14 protein-coding genes are annotated in these 16,017 nt (G+C 72.2%); 6 read left to right on the forward strand and 8 right to left on the reverse strand.

What is annotated here, in order from left to right; all coding sequences use genetic code 11:
• The first annotated feature begins 117 nt into the window (after positions 1-117).
• Together ACRDTB_RS17305 and ACRDTB_RS17310 are read left to right on the forward strand one after the other, a co-directional pair.
• Complete coding sequence (locus ACRDTB_RS17305; protein ID WP_431431461.1) at positions 118-1,146, forward strand: hypothetical protein; 1,029 nt, start codon at positions 118-120, stop codon at positions 1,144-1,146.
• Between the two features lie 64 nt (positions 1,147-1,210).
• The gene (locus ACRDTB_RS17310; RefSeq protein ID WP_431431463.1) at positions 1,211-2,359 is read left to right on the forward strand and encodes a pentapeptide repeat-containing protein; all 1,149 of its coding nucleotides are present in this window, start codon (positions 1,211-1,213) and stop codon (positions 2,357-2,359) included.
• Between the two features lie 238 nt (positions 2,360-2,597).
• Here ACRDTB_RS17310 and purL read toward each other — a convergent pair whose 3' ends face one another.
• Genes purL through purS form a run of 3 tightly spaced genes read right to left on the reverse strand, consistent with a single transcriptional unit; the run spans position 2,598 to position 5,751 of the window.
• Positions 2,598-4,847 (reverse strand): phosphoribosylformylglycinamidine synthase subunit PurL, encoded by a 2,250-nt coding sequence (purL, locus tag ACRDTB_RS17315; protein WP_431431464.1) that lies wholly within the window; start codon positions 4,845-4,847, stop codon positions 2,598-2,600.
• On the reverse strand, positions 4,844-5,515 hold the full coding sequence (gene purQ, locus ACRDTB_RS17320; RefSeq protein WP_431431466.1) for a phosphoribosylformylglycinamidine synthase subunit PurQ: 672 nt from the start codon (positions 5,513-5,515) through the stop codon (positions 4,844-4,846). The genes purL and purQ overlap by 4 nt, the downstream gene beginning before the upstream one ends.
• Entirely contained in the window at positions 5,512-5,751 is a 240-nt protein-coding gene (gene purS / locus ACRDTB_RS17325; protein ID WP_431431468.1) for a phosphoribosylformylglycinamidine synthase subunit PurS, read from the reverse strand. Before purS ends, purQ begins: the two co-directional genes overlap by 4 nt.
• A gap of 156 nt (positions 5,752-5,907) precedes the next feature.
• Here purS and ACRDTB_RS17330 point away from each other — a divergent pair, with 156 nt between their 5' ends.
• From ACRDTB_RS17330 to ACRDTB_RS17340, 3 genes are all read left to right on the forward strand, one after another.
• Positions 5,908-6,918: an NAD-dependent epimerase/dehydratase family protein gene (locus ACRDTB_RS17330; RefSeq protein WP_431431470.1), complete on the forward strand. Its 1,011-nt coding sequence runs from the start codon at positions 5,908-5,910 to the stop codon at positions 6,916-6,918.
• A 163-nt stretch (positions 6,919-7,081) separates the two neighbouring features.
• Positions 7,082-8,644, forward strand: a complete 1,563-nt coding sequence (locus ACRDTB_RS17335; protein ID WP_431431472.1) for a GMC family oxidoreductase — start codon at positions 7,082-7,084, stop codon at positions 8,642-8,644.
• Between the two features lie 242 nt (positions 8,645-8,886).
• On the forward strand, positions 8,887-9,708 hold the full coding sequence (locus ACRDTB_RS17340; RefSeq protein ID WP_431431474.1) for a hypothetical protein: 822 nt from the start codon (positions 8,887-8,889) through the stop codon (positions 9,706-9,708).
• Positions 9,709-9,712: 4 nt separating this feature from the next.
• Here ACRDTB_RS17340 and ACRDTB_RS17345 read toward each other — a convergent pair whose 3' ends face one another.
• Positions 9,713-11,227 carry an aldehyde dehydrogenase family protein gene (locus ACRDTB_RS17345; protein WP_431431475.1) on the reverse strand — a complete coding sequence of 505 codons (1,515 nt, stop codon included), beginning with the start codon at positions 11,225-11,227 and terminating at the stop codon, positions 9,713-9,715.
• A gap of 144 nt (positions 11,228-11,371) precedes the next feature.
• Between ACRDTB_RS17345 and ACRDTB_RS17350 the strand changes: the two genes are divergently transcribed.
• Positions 11,372-12,013, forward strand: coding sequence for an MBL fold metallo-hydrolase (locus ACRDTB_RS17350; protein ID WP_431431477.1), 642 nt, complete (start codon positions 11,372-11,374; stop codon positions 12,011-12,013).
• On the opposite strand, the gene ACRDTB_RS17355 is transcribed toward ACRDTB_RS17350, so the two are convergent.
• The 4 genes from ACRDTB_RS17355 to purB all read right to left on the reverse strand — a co-directional run bounded on the left by ACRDTB_RS17355 (position 11,985) and on the right by purB (position 16,007).
• Positions 11,985-12,692, reverse strand: coding sequence for a DUF2334 domain-containing protein (locus ACRDTB_RS17355; RefSeq protein ID WP_431431478.1), 708 nt, complete (start codon positions 12,690-12,692; stop codon positions 11,985-11,987). The genes ACRDTB_RS17350 and ACRDTB_RS17355 overlap by 29 nt on opposite strands.
• A gap of 73 nt (positions 12,693-12,765) precedes the next feature.
• Positions 12,766-13,581, reverse strand: a complete 816-nt coding sequence (locus tag ACRDTB_RS17360; protein ID WP_431431479.1) for an SAM hydrolase/SAM-dependent halogenase family protein — start codon at positions 13,579-13,581, stop codon at positions 12,766-12,768.
• 171 nt (positions 13,582-13,752) lie between these two features.
• Complete coding sequence (locus ACRDTB_RS17365) at positions 13,753-14,553, reverse strand: MOSC domain-containing protein (protein WP_431431480.1); 801 nt, start codon at positions 14,551-14,553, stop codon at positions 13,753-13,755.
• Positions 14,554-14,573: 20 nt separating this feature from the next.
• Positions 14,574-16,007 (reverse strand): adenylosuccinate lyase, encoded by a 1,434-nt coding sequence (gene purB, locus ACRDTB_RS17370; RefSeq protein ID WP_431431481.1) that lies wholly within the window; start codon positions 16,005-16,007, stop codon positions 14,574-14,576.
• Positions 16,008-16,017 lie beyond the last annotated feature (10 nt).

Consider the following 16,017-nt stretch of genomic DNA (forward strand, 5'->3'; position numbering starts at 1 on the left):
CCGGTGGACGAAAGCCCCCTCCGCCCCTTTAAGCTCCCGCGTGACCAGGGAACGGAGGCCTCCCTGCTCGCGTCGGACATCCGGGCAGGAGAAGAACTCCGGGGAGGAAAGCTCAGCATGACGTACCCACAGCAGCCGTACGGTCAGCAGCCCGACCCGTACGGCCAGGGCCAGCAGCCCGGCCAGTACAGCGGCTACCAGCAGCCGCAGGGGGGTTACCAGCAGCCGGGCGGGCAGTACGGCGGCTACGACCAGACCGCGCAGTACGGGGGCTTCCCCGGTGGCCAGTACCCCGGCCAGTATCCCGGCGGCTTCGGCGGCCCTCCCCCGCCGAAGAAGAACACCGGCATGATCGTGGCCGTCGTGATGATCGTCGTGCTGCTGCTCGGTGGTCTGGGCGTCACCGGGTTCGTCGCGCCCGGCTTCTTCCTCAGTAACGAGAAGAGCAACGCCGGCGGCGGTGGCGGCACGACGACGACCTCCCCGACCAAGGAGGAGGGCTCCGGGGCCGAGGAGTTCATCGACACGCTCGTCCAGGCGGCGGACCAGCACGACACGGCCGCGCTGCAGGACGCCGCCTGCGAGGACGCCGAGCCCAACGTCCAAGAGGCGATCGACGACATCAACGACACCTCGGGCGCCGAGCTGAAGGACACCGAGGAGGTCTCCGACTCGGAGGTCACCGCGGTCCTCGACGTCACGGTCGACGGCGACTCCGCCGACTACGACGCGACGGTCGTCAAGGACGGCGACGACTGGTGCTGGAAGGACATCGTCGCGAGCGGCGGCGACCTGCCCATCGGCGAGCCGAGCGAACCGACCTCCACCACCGAGTCGGCTCCCGGTGGCGGCGGTTCGGGCGAGGGCGAGCAGTTCGTCCAGGGCTTCCTCGACCAGGTCAACGGCGGCGACGCGGCCGGCGCGAAGAGCAAGCTGTGCCCGGACAGCACCAGCCAGGGCGACATCGACGACGCGGTCCAGGGCAAGGCGAACCTCGAGATGGACACCGCGGGCATGGAGTCCCAGGAGGAGTACGTGGGCGTCGACCTGAAGGGCACGCTGAACGGTGCACCGACCTCGGCCGCGCGGACCAGCGCGTTCCTCGAGGACGCCGGGTGGTGCATCTTCACCTTCTACGCGTTCTGACGAACCGACGTCGTCCGATGCCGCCGGCCGGTCGCGGGTGCCGCCGACGAGTGTGGTGCTCATCGTGCTCGGCGCCGTCGCGGCGGCCGGCGGCATCGCCGTCTGGGTGGTGTGGCACGTGCGCGCCGCCGCGCGGGCCCGGGAGAACCTGCGGCTGGTCGGCACGGTGCTGCTCGCGTTCGGCCTGCTGGCGCTCGTCGCCGGGTGGCTGCTGACCGGGCCGGACGCGAACCGTGGCGAGGCGCTGAAGACGGGAGGGCTCGCCGCGGGCTCGGTCGTCGCGCTGTACGCGTTGTGGCTCAACGACCGCCGGCGCCGGGTGGACGAGGAGCGCCAGGACCTCGAGCGGCAGCGTCAGGAGCTGGAGAACCGGCGGACCGAGCACGACCGGGAGCGGGCGGCCGACGAGCGGTTCCTGCGCGCGGTCGAGCTGTTGGGAGACGCCGCGGACCAGGTACGGGTCGGTGCCCTGCACGCGCTCGCCGGTCTGGCGCGGAGCCGGCCGTCGTACACCGAGGACGTGCTGGACGTGATCTGCTCGTACCTGCGGCGGCCGTTCGACCACCCGCGGCACGCCGCCCGGCGCGGGCTCGAGCCGTCGGGGAAGGACGAGGAGCGTGAGGAGGCGGACCGCTGGCTGCAGGTCCGGCTGACCGCGCAGCGGCTGATCGCGGACCTGCTGCCGTCGGCCGACGTCCCGGACGCGCCCACGTACGACCTGGACCTGCCCGGCGCGACGCTGGAGTACTTCGACGTGTCCGGCAAGGTGATCGGCCAGCTGCGGGCCCGCGCGCTGAACCTGTACGAGGCGAACTCGTTCCACCACTGCGTCGTGCGGGGCCCGGCATGGTTCACCGGGAGCCGCTGCTGGGGCCGGCTGTACGTGCAGGACACCGTGTTCGGGGACCGGTCGTGGTTCAGCCGGTTCGCCGCGCACGGCCCGGTCGACTTCTCCCGCACGGCCTTCCGCGGCGACACGAAGTTCGCATCGTCCACATGGGATGACCGGGTGTCGTTCGCGGACGCGGCGTTCGACCGGGACCTGGACTTCACGAACGCGTCCTTTCGCGGCGACCTCGACCTGAGGGTGGCGGGCGGCCTGACGGGCCGGACGATCGGGATGACGGTGTCACCGCGTCACCAACACGACCTGCCGCCCGGCTGGCACGTGGACACCTCCCGCGACCAGGAGACGGGCCTCGTGCGCTCGTGATCGTGCCAGGCACGAGCCGACACAGCCGCGCAATCGCCCCCGTGATCCGCGCCCCGTGATCCGCGGCCCCCACCCTCTCCGGGGGCCACCCCACCACGCCAGTCTACTTGTCGGGGGTGACGAAAGCGGGGGTTGGGCGTTTGCTGTGGACAACCGGTGCGGTTGTGGACAAGCCGGGGTCGGCCCCCGACCAAGCCGGAGCAGCCCGACCAAGCCGGAGCAGCCCGACCGAGTCGGGTCAGCCGAACAAGGCCGGAAGCGTTGCCTCCCATACGGTGCGCAGCTCGGCCAGGGGCAGCGGGTCCAGGCCCTCGATCACCAGGTCCGGGGTCTGCTCCACGGTGCCCAGCCGGGTCCACGGCAGGCCCGCGGACGTGCAGCGGTCGGTGAGGTCGGCCCCCGGGGGCACCGACACCAGCACGCGCGCGGACGACTCGCTGAACAGCGCCGCGAACGGGTCGCCGTCGAGGGTCACGCGGCAGCCGCGGTCGCTCAGCAGGCAGGCCTCGACCAGCGCCTGCGCCAGCCCGCCCTCGGACAGGTCGTGCGCCGCCGACACCCCGCCCGCCCGCAGCACCTCGCCGAGCAGCCGCTCGCGCTCGAGACGCACCGCCGGCGGGCGGCCGCCCAGGTGACCGTGCGCCACGTGCGCCCACTCCGAGCCGCCGAACTCCTCCGACGTCGTGCCCAGCAGGAGCAGGTCGGAGCCGGGTGCGCCGAGGCCCGTGGGGATCCGGCGGCGCACGTCGTCGATCACGCCGAGGACGCCGACCACCGGGGTCGGCAGGATCGCCGTCTCGCCGGTCTGGTTGTAGAAGCTCACGTTCCCGCCCGTCACCGGGATGCCCAGCGCCACGCAGCCATCCGCCAGGCCGCGGACCGCCTGCTGGAACTGCCACATCACGCCCGGGTCCTCCGGCGAGCCGAAGTTCAGGCAGTTCGTCACCGCCACCGGCCGTGCCCCGCTCACCGCCACGTTCCGGTACGCCTCCGCCAGTGCGAGCTGCGTCCCGGCGTACGGGTCCAGCCGCACGAACCGGCCGTTGCAGTCGCACGACATCGCGACGCCGCGGCCCGTCGACTCGTCGATGCGGATCATGCCGGCGTCCGCGGGCTGCGCGAGCACGGTCCCGCCGCGCACGTAGCGGTCGTACTGCTCGGTGACCCACCGCCGGGACGCCAGGTTCGGCGAGCCGGCCATCCGCACGATCTCCGCGCGCAGGTCCGCCGGCCGCGCCAGGCCCGAAGGCGACGCGGCCACGAGAGCGTCCTGGTCAGCGGGTCGGGCGACCGGCCGCGAATACACCGGCCCCTCGTGCGCGACAGTCCGCGGTGGCACGTCGACCACGGTCTCGCCGTGCCAGGTGATCACCAGCCGGTCGCCGTCGGTGACCTCGCCGATCTCCGTGGCCGTCACGTCCCACTTCGCGCACACCCGCAGGAAAGCGTCCACATCGGACGGACGGACGACCGCGCACATCCGCTCCTGCGACTCCGACGACAGGATCTCCGCCGGCGTCATCCCCTTGGCCCGCAACGGAACCCGGTCCAGCCACACGTGCATGCCGCCGTCCCCCGCGGAGGCCAGCTCCGAGGTCGCGCACGACAGCCCGGCGCCGCCGAGGTCCTGGATGCCGACGACGACGCCCTGCCGGAACAACTCCAGGCAGCACTCGATCAGCACCTTCTCCGTGAACGGGTCGCCCACCTGCACGCTCGGCAGCTTCTTGCGACCCGAACCGCCCTCGTCGCCGGCGAACGTGTCCGACGCGAGCACCGAGACACCGCCGATCCCGTCGAGCCCGGTCCGCGCGCCGAACAGCATGACCTTGTTGCCGGTCCCGGACGCGTGCGCCAGGTGCAGGTCCTCGGCCCGCATCGCGCCCACGCACAGCGCGTTCACCAGCGGGTTCCCCTGGTACGACGGGTCGAACACGACCTCGCCGCCGACGTTGGGCAGGCCCAGGCAGTTGCCGTACCCGCCGATGCCGGCCACCACCCCCGGCAGCACCCGCCGGGTGTCGGGCGCGTCCGCCGCGCCGAACCGCAGCGGGTCCATCACCGCGAGCGGGCGGGCGCCCATCGCGAGGATGTCCCGCACGATGCCGCCGACCCCGGTCGCCGCGCCCTGGTAAGGCTCCACATAGGACGGATGGTTGTGCGACTCGACCTTGAACGTGACGGCCCAGCCGTCACCGACGTCCACGACGCCCGCGTTCTCGCCGATGCCGGCGAGCATCCGCGACCGCATCTCGTCGGTGGTCGTCTCGCCGAAGTAGCGCAGGTGGACCTTGGAGGACTTGTAGGAGCAGTGCTCCGACCACATCACCGAGTACATGGCCAGCTCGGCGTCGGTGGGCCGGCGGCCGAGGATCCCGCGCATCCGCGCGTACTCGTCGTCGGAGAGGCCAAGCTCGCGGTAGGGCTGCGCGACATCGGGCGTGGTCGCGGCGTGCGACACGGTGTCGACGTGGGCGAGCGCTGTCATGCCAGCACCCCCGAGAGGACCGACCGGAACATGCCGAGCCCGTCGGTGCTCGGCCCGGTCAGCGTGTCGATCGCGTGCTCGGGATGCGGCATCAGGCCGACGATCCGACCGTCCGCGGAACTGATCCCCGCGATGTCGCGCACCGACCCGTTGGGGTTCGACCCGGCGTAGCGGAACACGACCCGACCCTCACCCTCCAGCTCGTCCACAGTGGACTGGGCGGCGGCGAAGCGGCCATCCATGTTCTTCACCGGGATGACGATCTCCGCGCCCTCGGCGTAGCCGCTGGTCCAGGCGGTCGCGGTGCGCTCCACGCGCAGCGGCTGGTCTCGGCACACGAAGTGCAGGCCGCCGTTGCGCAGCAGCGCGCCGGGCAGGAGCCCCGCCTCGCAGAGGATCTGGAAGCCGTTGCAGATGCCGAGCACGGGCATGCCGCCGCGGGCCGCGTCGACCACCGAGGTCATCACCGGCGCGAACCGGGCGATCGCGCCGGCCCGCAGGTAGTCGCCGTAGGAGAAGCCGCCGGGCACGACGACCGCGTCGACCCCGCGCAGGTCCGCGTCGCCGTGCCAGAGCGCGACCGGCTCGGCGTCCGCGTAGCGCACCGCGCGGGCGGCGTCGGCGTCGTCGAGCGTGCCCGGGAAGGTGATCACGCCGATGCGTGTCACGGGGACACCCTCCGGACCACGAAGTCCTCGATCACCGGGTTGGCCAGGAAGCCCTGGGCGATCTCGGCGAGCATCTCGTCGTCGACCGCGTCGTCGACCTCCAGCTCGAAGTGCTTGCCCTGACGGACATCGGAGATCCCGGAGAACCCGAGCCGCGGCAGGGCGTTGGCGACGGCCTGGCCTTGCGGGTCGAGGATCTCGGGCTTGGGCATGACGTCGACGACGACTCGGGCCACGACAGGCAGCTCCTGAACGCGAGTGGGGTCGGGTGTGCTGAAAGCCTACCTGAGCTGCGGGTTCACTCGTTCGAGGCGCCCCGTCGGCGCGCGGTGGACGTTCGCCGTGGGCGAGATCTGTGGCGGCCGGTCACGAACCGGGGACAGGGTGGGCACATGCGACTCCTGGTTCTCGGTGGAACGATCTTCGTCGGATACGCGGTGGCGGCCGAGGCGGTGCGCCGCGGGCACGACGTCGTGTGCGCGGCGCGGGGCGAGTCCGGCCCGGTCCCGCACGGCGCGACGCTGGTCAGGGTGGACCGGGACGCCGACGAAGGGCTCGCGCCGCTCGCCGGGGAGCGCTTCGACGCGGTCGTCGACGTGGCCCCGCTGTCCCTCCCGTGGGTCGACCGGGCGCTGCGGGCGTTCGCGGACCGTGCCGGGCACTGGACGTTCGTGTCGACGATCAACGTGTACGCCGACAACGCGACACCCGGGCAGACCCCGGCCACCGGTCCGCTGGTCCCGGCGCTGCGCCAGCACGCCACCCGCGAGGAGATGACGGCGGCGGGCGAGGACGGCACGTTGCTGTACGGCGGGATCAAGGTGGCGAGCGAGGACGCCGTGCGCGAGGTGATGGGCGAGCACGCGTTCGTGGTGCGGCCCGGGCTGGTGACCGGTTCGTGGGACCGCAGCGACCGGTTCGGTTACTGGCCGGGCCGCTTCGCGCGCGGCGGACGGGTGCTCGTGCCCGACGCGCCGGCCCAGCGCATGCAGTACATCGACGTGCGGGACCTGGCGGCGTGGATCGTGGACGCCGGCGAGAAGGATCTGGCCGGCAACTACGACGGCGTCGGTCCGCACCAGCCGCTGACTGAGCTGATCGAGGGGATCGGCGCGGCGGTCGGGTCCGACGTGGAGCTGGTTCGGGCCACGCCCGAGCAGCTGGTGGCGGCCGAGGTGAACCCGTGGAGCGGGCCGCGCTCGCTGCCGATGTGGCTGCCACCGGACTACTACGGGATGAAGTCGCACGACGTGACGCCGTCGCTGGCGGCCGGCATGCCGGTGCGCCCGCTGGCCGAGGCGGTCGCGGACGCGCTCGACCGGGAGCGTGAGCTGGGCCTGGACCGCGAGCGTACGGCGGGACTGTCGCTCGACGAGGAGAAGGAGATCCTCGCGAACCTGTAGCTGGCGTGGCAGTCTCTATGGTTGAACCTCATCGGCTCGCGGAGGCTGCCGTGAGCGGGAGCGACGGAGCGTTCGCCGTCTGGCTTGACGAGCGCGCGCAGGCGCGCCAGCGTCGAGCATTGCACGGAGGAAGACGGCGAATAGCGCGGGAGCGGAGCGAACCATGAGCACCGTGACGGAGACGTTCGACCATGTCGTGGTCGGGGCGGGCAGCGCCGGGTGCGTGCTGGCCAACCGGCTGACCGAGGACCCGTCGGTTCGGGTGCTGCTGCTGGAGGCGGGCGGCGAGGACGACGCCGACGAGATCCACATCCCGGCCGCGTTCGCGTCGCTGTTCAAGACCCGGTTCGACTGGAACTACGAGACCGTCGAGCAGAAGCACCTGGGCGGTCGGTCAGCGTACTGGCCGCGTGCGAAGGTACTCGGCGGCTGCTCGTCGATGAACGCGATGATCTACATCCGGGGCAACCGGGCGGACTACGACGGCTGGGGAGTCCCCGGCTGGACGTTCGACGAGGTACTGCCCTACTTCGTCCGCGCCGAGCGGAACTCGCGGCTGGCGGGCCCGCTGCACGGCACGGACGGGCCGCTGCACGTGGAGGATCGCCGGTTCACCCACGAGCTGTCGCACGCGTGGGTCGACGCGGCGGTGTCGTGGGGCCTGAAGCCCACGGACGACTTCAACGGCGTGTCCCAGGAGGGCGCCGGGCTGTACCAGGTGACGTGCCGGGGCGGCCGCCGCTGGTCGACGGCGGACGCGTACCTGCGGCCGGCCCTGGAGCGCTCGAACCTGACCGTGCGGACGGACGCGCTGGTGACCCGGGTGCTGTTCGCCGGGACGCGGGCCGTCGGCGTCCGCTACGCCAGGCACGGCGTGGACACCGAGGTGTACGTCGACGGCGAGGTCATCCTGTCCGGCGGGAGTGTCAACTCGCCGCAGCTGCTGATGCTGTCCGGCGTCGGCCCGGCCGAGCACCTGCGTTCGCTGGGCATCGAGGTCGTGGCGAACCTGCCCGGCGTGGGGGAGAACCTGCACGACCACCCTGAGACGGGGATCCTGTGGCGCACCACCGGGACGACCGACCTCGTGGACGTGGCGGGTATGGGCGCGCTGCTGCGCTGGAAGCTGACCGGCCGCGGTCCGATGGCGTCGAACGTGGGTGAGGCGGGTGCGTTCTTCGCGACCCGGGAGGGGCTCGCGGCGCCGGACATGCAGGTCCATGTGGCGCCGACGCTGTTCTACGACAACGGCCTGCACGAGCCGGCGTGCCCGGGTTTCACGGCCGGCGCGACGCTGGTGGACGTGGCGAGCCGGGGCAGGCTGCGGCTGCGGTCCGCGGATCCGCGCTGGCGGCCGGAGATCGATCCCGCGTACTACAGCGAGCCGGTCGACCTGGACGTGATGGTGTCCGCGCTGCGGTCCCTGATCGAGATAGGCGCCCGGGCGCCGCTGGCGCCGTTCCTGGCGGGCCCGTTCCGTCCGTCGCGCCTGTCCGGCGTGACGGACGAGGAGCTGCGGGCACACGTCCGCGACCTGACTCAGACGCTCTACCACCCGGTGGGCACGTGCGCGATCGGTTCGGTGGTCGACCCCTCGCTGCGCGTCGAGGGCCTGGACGGGCTGCGGGTGGTGGACGCGTCGGTGATGCCCGTGGTGCCGAGGGGCAACACGAACGCTCCGACGATCATGATCGCGGAGAAGGCGGCCGAGATGATCAAGGCTTGATCAGTACACCAGCACGACGCCGAGCACGGCACCGGCCACGAGCAGGTAGATCGTCACCTTGGCGAGGAATCCCGGTGTGCACAAAATCTTCATGAGATCCTTGTACGGCAAGGAAGACCCGCGAAACACAGCCGGACCGGACCATCTCGTCCGGACCGCCGTGCCGGAACCTCCGTGCCGGAACCTCCGTGCCGGAACCTCCGTGCCGGGAGGATGTTCGGGACGCCGTCACGGAGGGCGCCATGTACGACGACGACTTGACTAACGTGGTCCTGAACGTGCACCGCCGGAATGCCGAATCCACGAGCAGACTGGCGAACCACCCGCTGACGCGGGCCTACCTCGAAGCCGGCGTGCGAATACTGCACCGCGAGTTCACGACGGACAACGGCGAGTACGACGAACGGTTCCTCCGCCCACTCGCCACCCTGACCAGGGAGACCGTCATCGCGGAGGTGGCCAACGGCCCGGACGAGCTGCCGCGGCACGGCACGGTCGGCTCCTTCCGGGATCGCTGGCACTACTTTCCCGAGTACGTGTCCGATCTGGCGCGCTACACCATGCGACGGCAACGCCTGGACGAGGACTTGCTGCTCGCGGAACAGGCCGCCGCGGCTATGGCCGACGGCGATTTCGTGAGCGCGGCACACGAGATCGCGTTTCGCCGTATGGCGCTCGCCGAGAGATCGACTACGTCGCGCTTCCGGTACTCCGTCATCGCCCTCGCCACTCAGGACCGGGAACTCTACAAAGCGATGGCGTCGGTCTACGACGACGTCACCGGAATGTGGGAGCAGATGCTCGACGCGATGCTGTCCGCTCGCGGCCTCGCGCTGCGTCCCGGGATCTCGACCCGGGATTTCGCCACGATGCTCACCGCGCTCAACGAAGGGCTGGCCTTTCGCATCGCGAGCGATCCCGGCTCCGGCGTGCTCGACCACGAACGACGGCGCAGCCTGCTCGGCGTCGCGGCACTGACGTTGATCGCCGGGTGCGTCGACACCGGCGACCACGCCTCGGTCGAGGAACTGGCGGAGCGGATCGCCAGTTCCTCCGCCGAGTGAGACGTCAGCGCCGCTTGCCGTGCAGCAGCGTGATCAACTTGGCCACCGTCGCGTCGGTCTGCGCGCTGCGGCCGAACGTCGTCAGCAGCAGGGGCGGGCGGAACCGCTGCCGGGCGATCGCCTTGGCGCGGGCGAACTCGCGCAGCCCCTCCGGGCCGTGGATGCGCCCGAATCCCGACTCCCCGATCCCGCCGAACGGCAGCGACGGGATCCCGGCGAAGCTGATCACCCCGTTGATCGCCGTCATCCCCGACCGCAGCCGGCGCGCCAGCTCCATCCCGCGCGCCTTCGAGAACACCGTCGACGCGAGCCCGTACCGCGAGTCGTTGGCCTTCGCGACCGCCTCGTCCATGTCGCGGACCTTCGCGATCGTCAGGGTCGGGCCGAACGTCTCCTCGCGCACGGCCGGCGAGTCCTCCGGGACGTCCACCAGGACCGTCGGCTGCGCGTACCGGTCGTCGACCGCGTCCGCGCCGCCCACCAGCGCGCGACCGCCACGCGACAGAGCATCCGCGATGTGCCGCTTGATGATCTTCAGTTGGCCCGGCATCGTGATCGGGCCGATCTTGGCCTCGGCGTCCGAGCCGGCGCGCACGGACCGCGCCAGGTCGACGACCTTCGCCACGAACTCGTCGTAGACCTTCTCGTGTACGTACACCCGCTCGACCCCGACGCACGTCTGGCCGGCGTTCGACATGCCGCCCCACACCGCGGCGTCGGCGGCCGCCGCCACGTCCGCGTCCGCGTCGACCAGCAGCGCGTCCTTGCCGCCCGACTCGATCAGCACCGGGGTCAGCGTCTCCGCGCAGGCGGCCATAATCTTGCGGCCCGTCCCCGGCGAACCGGTGAACGCGAGCTTGTCCACGCCCGACCGGCACAGCGCCGCGCCGGTCTCGCCGAACCCGGTGACCACCTGGAACACCGGCTGCTCCGGCACCACCTCGGCGAACGCGTCCGCAAGCCACCGACCCACCCCGGGCGTGTACTCCGACGGCTTGAACACGACCGCGTTGCCGGAAGCGAGCGCGTACGCGATGGAGCCCATCGGCGTGAACACCGGGTAGTTCCACGGCCCGATCACGCCCACGACGCCGAGCGGCTGGTACTCGACCGTCGCCGCCTGGTTCGCCATCAGCAGCCCCGGCGACCGCCGGTGCCGGCCCAGCACCTTGCGCGCGTGCTTCGCCGCCCACGCCGCGTGGTCGATCGCCAGCACTATCTCCAGCATCGCGTCCGCGTGCGGCTTGCCCGTCTCCGCGCGCACGACCTCGGCGAGCTGCGCGGACCGCCTGGTCACCACGCCCTTCCAGCGCCGCAACCGCTCCTCGCGGCCGGCGAACCCGAGACCGGCCCACCACGACGCCGCGGTGCGGGCGGCGACGACGGCGGCCGCCACGTCGTCGGCGGTGTGCACCGGATACGTGCCGACGACCTCGTCGGTGGCGGGGTCGAGCGAGTCGAAGGTCTCCCGTGCCGCCCGCTCGCCGGTGATCGAGGACTCGGTGCTGACGCTGGTCATACTGGCCTCCCTGAGTCGGCGAGCACTATTCAAAACACTCCGGATCAGCAGCGCCCGGGCACGCTGCGGGCCTGTTTTGAATTGTGCTCGGTTCCCCGCCTCACGCTACTCGCCGGTAGTGAACGACGCGACTAGCCTGACCCCGTGCAGATCGTTCACTTCGGACACTCGTGCGTGCTGCTCGACACCGGCTCCGCCCGGCTGCTGTTCGACCCCGGCGCGTTCTCCGCCGGCTTCGAGGAACTCCGCGACCTGGACGCCATCCTGATCACCCACCAGCACTTCGACCACCTCGACACCGCCCGGCTGCCCGCGCTCGTGGCGGCCAACCCGCAGGCCGCGCTGATCGTCGACCCGGGCTCGGTCGAGGAGACGACGAAGCTCGGCCTCACCGCGGAGCAGGTGGCACCCGGCGACACGCTGACGCTGGGTGGTGTGGAGGTCGCGGTGGTCGGCGGCGAGCACGCGATCATCCACCCGAGCGTCGCGATGCCCCCGAACACCGGCTACGTCGTCGGGAACGGCGCCTTCTACCACCCGGGCGACTCGCTGTTCGTGCCCGGCGGACGGATCGACGTGCTCGGCGTGCCGACCGCCGCGCCCTGGCTGAAGACCGGCGAGGCCGTGGACTTCCTGCGCACGGTCGCGCCGCGCGTCGCCGTGCCGATCCACGAGGGGCTGCTCAACGACACCGGCCTGCGGCTGACCTACCGGTGGTTCTCCCGCATGGCGCCCGACGGATGCGAGGTCGAGGTCCTCACGCCGCGCGAGCCGGCCGACCTGTGAGCAGGTCCGGGTAGGTGAGGGCGTGGGCGCCGTGGTGCAACGCGATGTCCACGGCGTCCAGCAGCGCCTGCCGTGGCCTGGAGCGGGCCAGGTCGGCCGTGTCCACCGCGAGGCGGACGAGGCCGCCCCGCCGCGCCGCCCGCGCAGCGCCCATGACCAGCGCGAAGCACCACCACGGCTCGGCCCGCTCACCGAACCCGAAGCCCCGTACGCGTCCTCTGTGGACGGTCTGGCCGCGCAGGTCGCGCACGCCGGACAGGTCCGCGCACAGCCGGAAGCCGTGGCGGCGCAGGGCGACCAGCGTGCCCGGCGAGGCGAGCCAGCGTGGCGGCACGAAACCCTGCGGGACGAGACCGAGCCGGTCCAGCACGGCGCCGGCCGCGGTCAGCCGCAGGCCGGCCTCGTGGGCGGGCAGCGCGGCGAACTCGGCCCGCCCGCGGCCCACGAGCACGCGCGGCCCGGTGGCGTGGTCGCAGCCGTGCTGCAGCAGCGCGTCACCGCCGGCGTGGCACTCCCGGACCCAGGCGAGCACCGGTCCCGGCTGGCCGGCGGCCGCGCGGGGCGTGAGCAGCAGCGAGAGCGGCACGTCGCGGGCGGCGAGCTCCGCGCTCAGGGCGGCGCCGCGGTCCAGCGTGCGGGCGTCGATCCCGGACAGTGACACCAGCAGTCGAGCGGTCACGCTCCCATGAGGCCATACCCGGATGACGCGGACCTGACGCCGAGGTGACCCACGGCCACCGGCCGGGCGAAACCTAGCCGGGCCGCGCGAACAGGAGCAGCACCTGCTCACCGGGTGCGGCGCTGAAGTCCGTCGCCGCCGAGCCGCGGTCGATCGCGAGCGCGACCCGGCCGGCGGAGTCGACGTAGACGAGCAGCGTGTCCGGCCCGGCCTCGGCGAAGGCGCGGCCGACCGTCGCGTTGACCGAGCGGCCGCCGAGGTTGGCGTGCACCGTGGTGCCCGGCGTGGCACCGGCGGCGTCGAGGTCGGCGCCGGTGGCGGCGAGCTGGATGTTGCCGAAGCTGTCCACGGCCAGGATCTCCGAGGTCAGCTTTCCCTGCTCCACCAGGGTTTCCGGCTCCGGCAGGCGGACGAGCGTGTGGACGTCGAGCGCTGCGCCGAAGTTCTCCGGCGCGATACCGGCGGCGACGTGCGCGGCGGCCGGCGCGAACACGTCGCGGCCGTGGAACGTCGCCGAGACGCGGGAGAGCCGGTACGCCGGCTCGCTCAGCTCGTGCGCGGCGCGGATCCCGCCGAGCATCTCCGCGGCCGGGATGAGCAGGCCGTTGTCCGGTCCGATCAGCAGCCCCTCGGCGGTGACGAGGACGACGCCGCGCCGGTCGGTGCCCACGCCCGGGTCGACCACCGCGAGGTGCACGGACGGGGGCAGGTAGGGCACCGCCTGCGCGAGGATCGCGCCCCCGCGGCGGACGTCCTGCGGTGGCACGGTGTGGCTGACGTGCAGCACGCGCGGCCCGGGCGCGATCCGGGCGATGACTCCCTCGCACGCCGCGACGAACCCGTCATCGATGCCGTAGTCGGTCGTGAACGAGATCCAGTCGTAGCTCATTGGTCCAGTCTGGCCGACCACCCCCGCGCGCACGCGCGTGCGGAACGCAAGAAACGTAAGCCCCACCCTGTCCCGGGGGCCACCCTCACGTGCCAGCCTACCGGGAGAGGCTGACAAAAGGCGTGGTCACGGGATCGGTGTGGACAAGTCGGCGGGTTGTGGACAGCTGGGCTAGCTGTCGATCGGGTCGCCCACCGCGATGGTTCCGGGGGTGTCGACGGCGAGCTTGATGCCGAACGTGACGCCGCCGTCCGGGTCGCGGCGGAACGTCGCCAGCGTGCGGATCGGCTCCGGGCCGGCCTTCTCGCCGGTGTCCTGGTCGACCATCGTGACCTTGCAGCGCACGTCCGGCTTGACCCAGCGCAGCCGCGTGCCGCCGAGCCCGAACGCGCGCAGGTCGTCCTCGGCGAACGGCGCGGGCAGGCCGGTCACCACGATGTTCGGCCGGAACCGGGCCATCGGCACCGGTTCGGCGCCACGCTCGAGGATCCGCGCGTTCAGTTCGTCCAAAGAGGACAGCGAGGTGAGGTGCAGCGGCGTCGAGTCGGAGAAGCCGATCGGGCCGTGCCGCTCGTCGACCCGCCGCTCGTGGTCTGGCGGCACCCGCACCAGGCGCACCGGCTCGCCGAGCACCGCGCTGCCCCACTCCGCCGCGTCGTCGCCCTGGTCGACGCCGAACCCGTGCCAGGCGTGCACGGTCACCGGCCGGCGCGGCCCGTCCGAGCGCACGTCCACGGTCACGTCCGGCCGGCCGGGCGCGGACAGCGTGAGCTTGCTGCCGTCGTGCACGAGGTCCGGCCGGACGATCGCGAGCCGCGGGGTCCGGCGCTGGCTGAGGAAGGTGCCTTCGGGCGAGACGAACATGAACGTACGGTCGTGCGCCGGGCCGGTCGCCACGACGTCGAGGCGCGGCACCGACACGCCGGCACAGGCCTTGACCGGGTAGTAGTACAACGCGGATACGGTCGCCACGGGGACAACGGTATCGGGCGCTACAGGATGGCCGCCGGTGAATATCCCGCCGCGTCCCCGAACCGGCCGACCACCTCGCCGACCCGCTTGACCACGGCCGCGACCTGCGCTCCCGCCACACCGGTGAACGACAACCGGTCCGCGACCAGCTCGTCGAGGCGGGCCCGGTCGAGCGGGATCCGCGGGTCGGCGGCCAGGCGGTCGAGCAGGTCGTTGCGCTCCTGACCCTGCTCACGCATGGCGAGCGCGACGGCGACCGCGTGCTCCTTGATCGCCTCGTGTGCGGTCTCCCGGCCGACACCCGCGCGGACGAGCGCCATGAGGACCTTGGTGGTGGCGAGGAACGGCAGGTACCGGTCGAGCTCGCGGGCGATCACCGCGGGGTAGGCGCCGAAGCCGTCGAGGACGGTCAGGAACGTCTCGATCAGGCCGTCGAGTGCGAAGAACGCGTCCGGCAGCGCGACCCGGCGTACCACCGAGCACGACACGTCGCCCTCGTTCCACTGGTCGCCGGCCAGCTCGCCGGTCATCGACGCGTAGCCGCGCAGGATCACGGCGAACCCGTTGACCCGCTCGCTGGAACGGGTGTTCATCTTGTGCGGCATGGCCGACGAGCCGACCTGGCCGGGGCGGAAACCCTCGGTCGCGAGCTCGTGGCCGACCATCAGCCGGATCGTCCTGGCCAGGCCCGACGGCGCCGCGGCGACCTGGACGAGCGTGGACACGACGTCGTAGTCGAGTGAGCGCGGGTAGACCTGGCCGACCGAGTCGAACACCGTGGTGACGCCCAGGTGCCGCGCGACCCGGTGCTGCAGTTCGTCCAGTTTGGACACATCGCCGCCGAGCAGGTCGAGCATGTCCTGCGCGGTGCCGACCGGGCCCTGGATCCCGCGCAGCGGGTAGCGCTCGACCAGGTTGTCCAGCCGCCCGAACGCGACGAGCAGCTCCTCGGCGGCGGACGCGAACCGCTTGCCGAGAGTGGTGGCCTGCGCGGCGACGTTGTGCGAGCGGCCGGCCATGACGAGGTCGGCGTGCTCGGCGGCGAGCGCGGCGAGCCGGGAGAGCATCGCGACGACGCGGGCACGCACCAGCACGAGCGAGTCGCGGATCTGCAGCTGCTCGACGTTCTCCGTGAGGTCGCGGGAGGTCATGCCCTGGTGGATCTGCTCGTGCCCGGCGAGCGCGCTGAACTCCTCGATCCGCGCCTTCACGTCGTGCAGCGTGACCCGCTCCCGCGCCGCGATCGACGCCAGGTCCACGTCGTCGACGACCCGCTCGTAGTCCGCGATCACCGACTCGTCGACCGGCACGCCGAGGTCGGCCTGTGCCCGCAGGACCGCGATCCAGAGCCGCCGCTCGAGCGTGATCTTGTGCTCGGCGGACCAGATCTCCGCGAGCCCGGCGGAGGCGTAGCGGTCGGCGAGGACGTTGGCGATGCGGGGCTTGGACGTCACGTTTGCCCAG

This window comes from Actinophytocola sp., from assembly GCF_050699935.1.
Classification (GTDB): Bacteria; Actinomycetota; Actinomycetes; order Mycobacteriales; family Pseudonocardiaceae; genus Actinophytocola.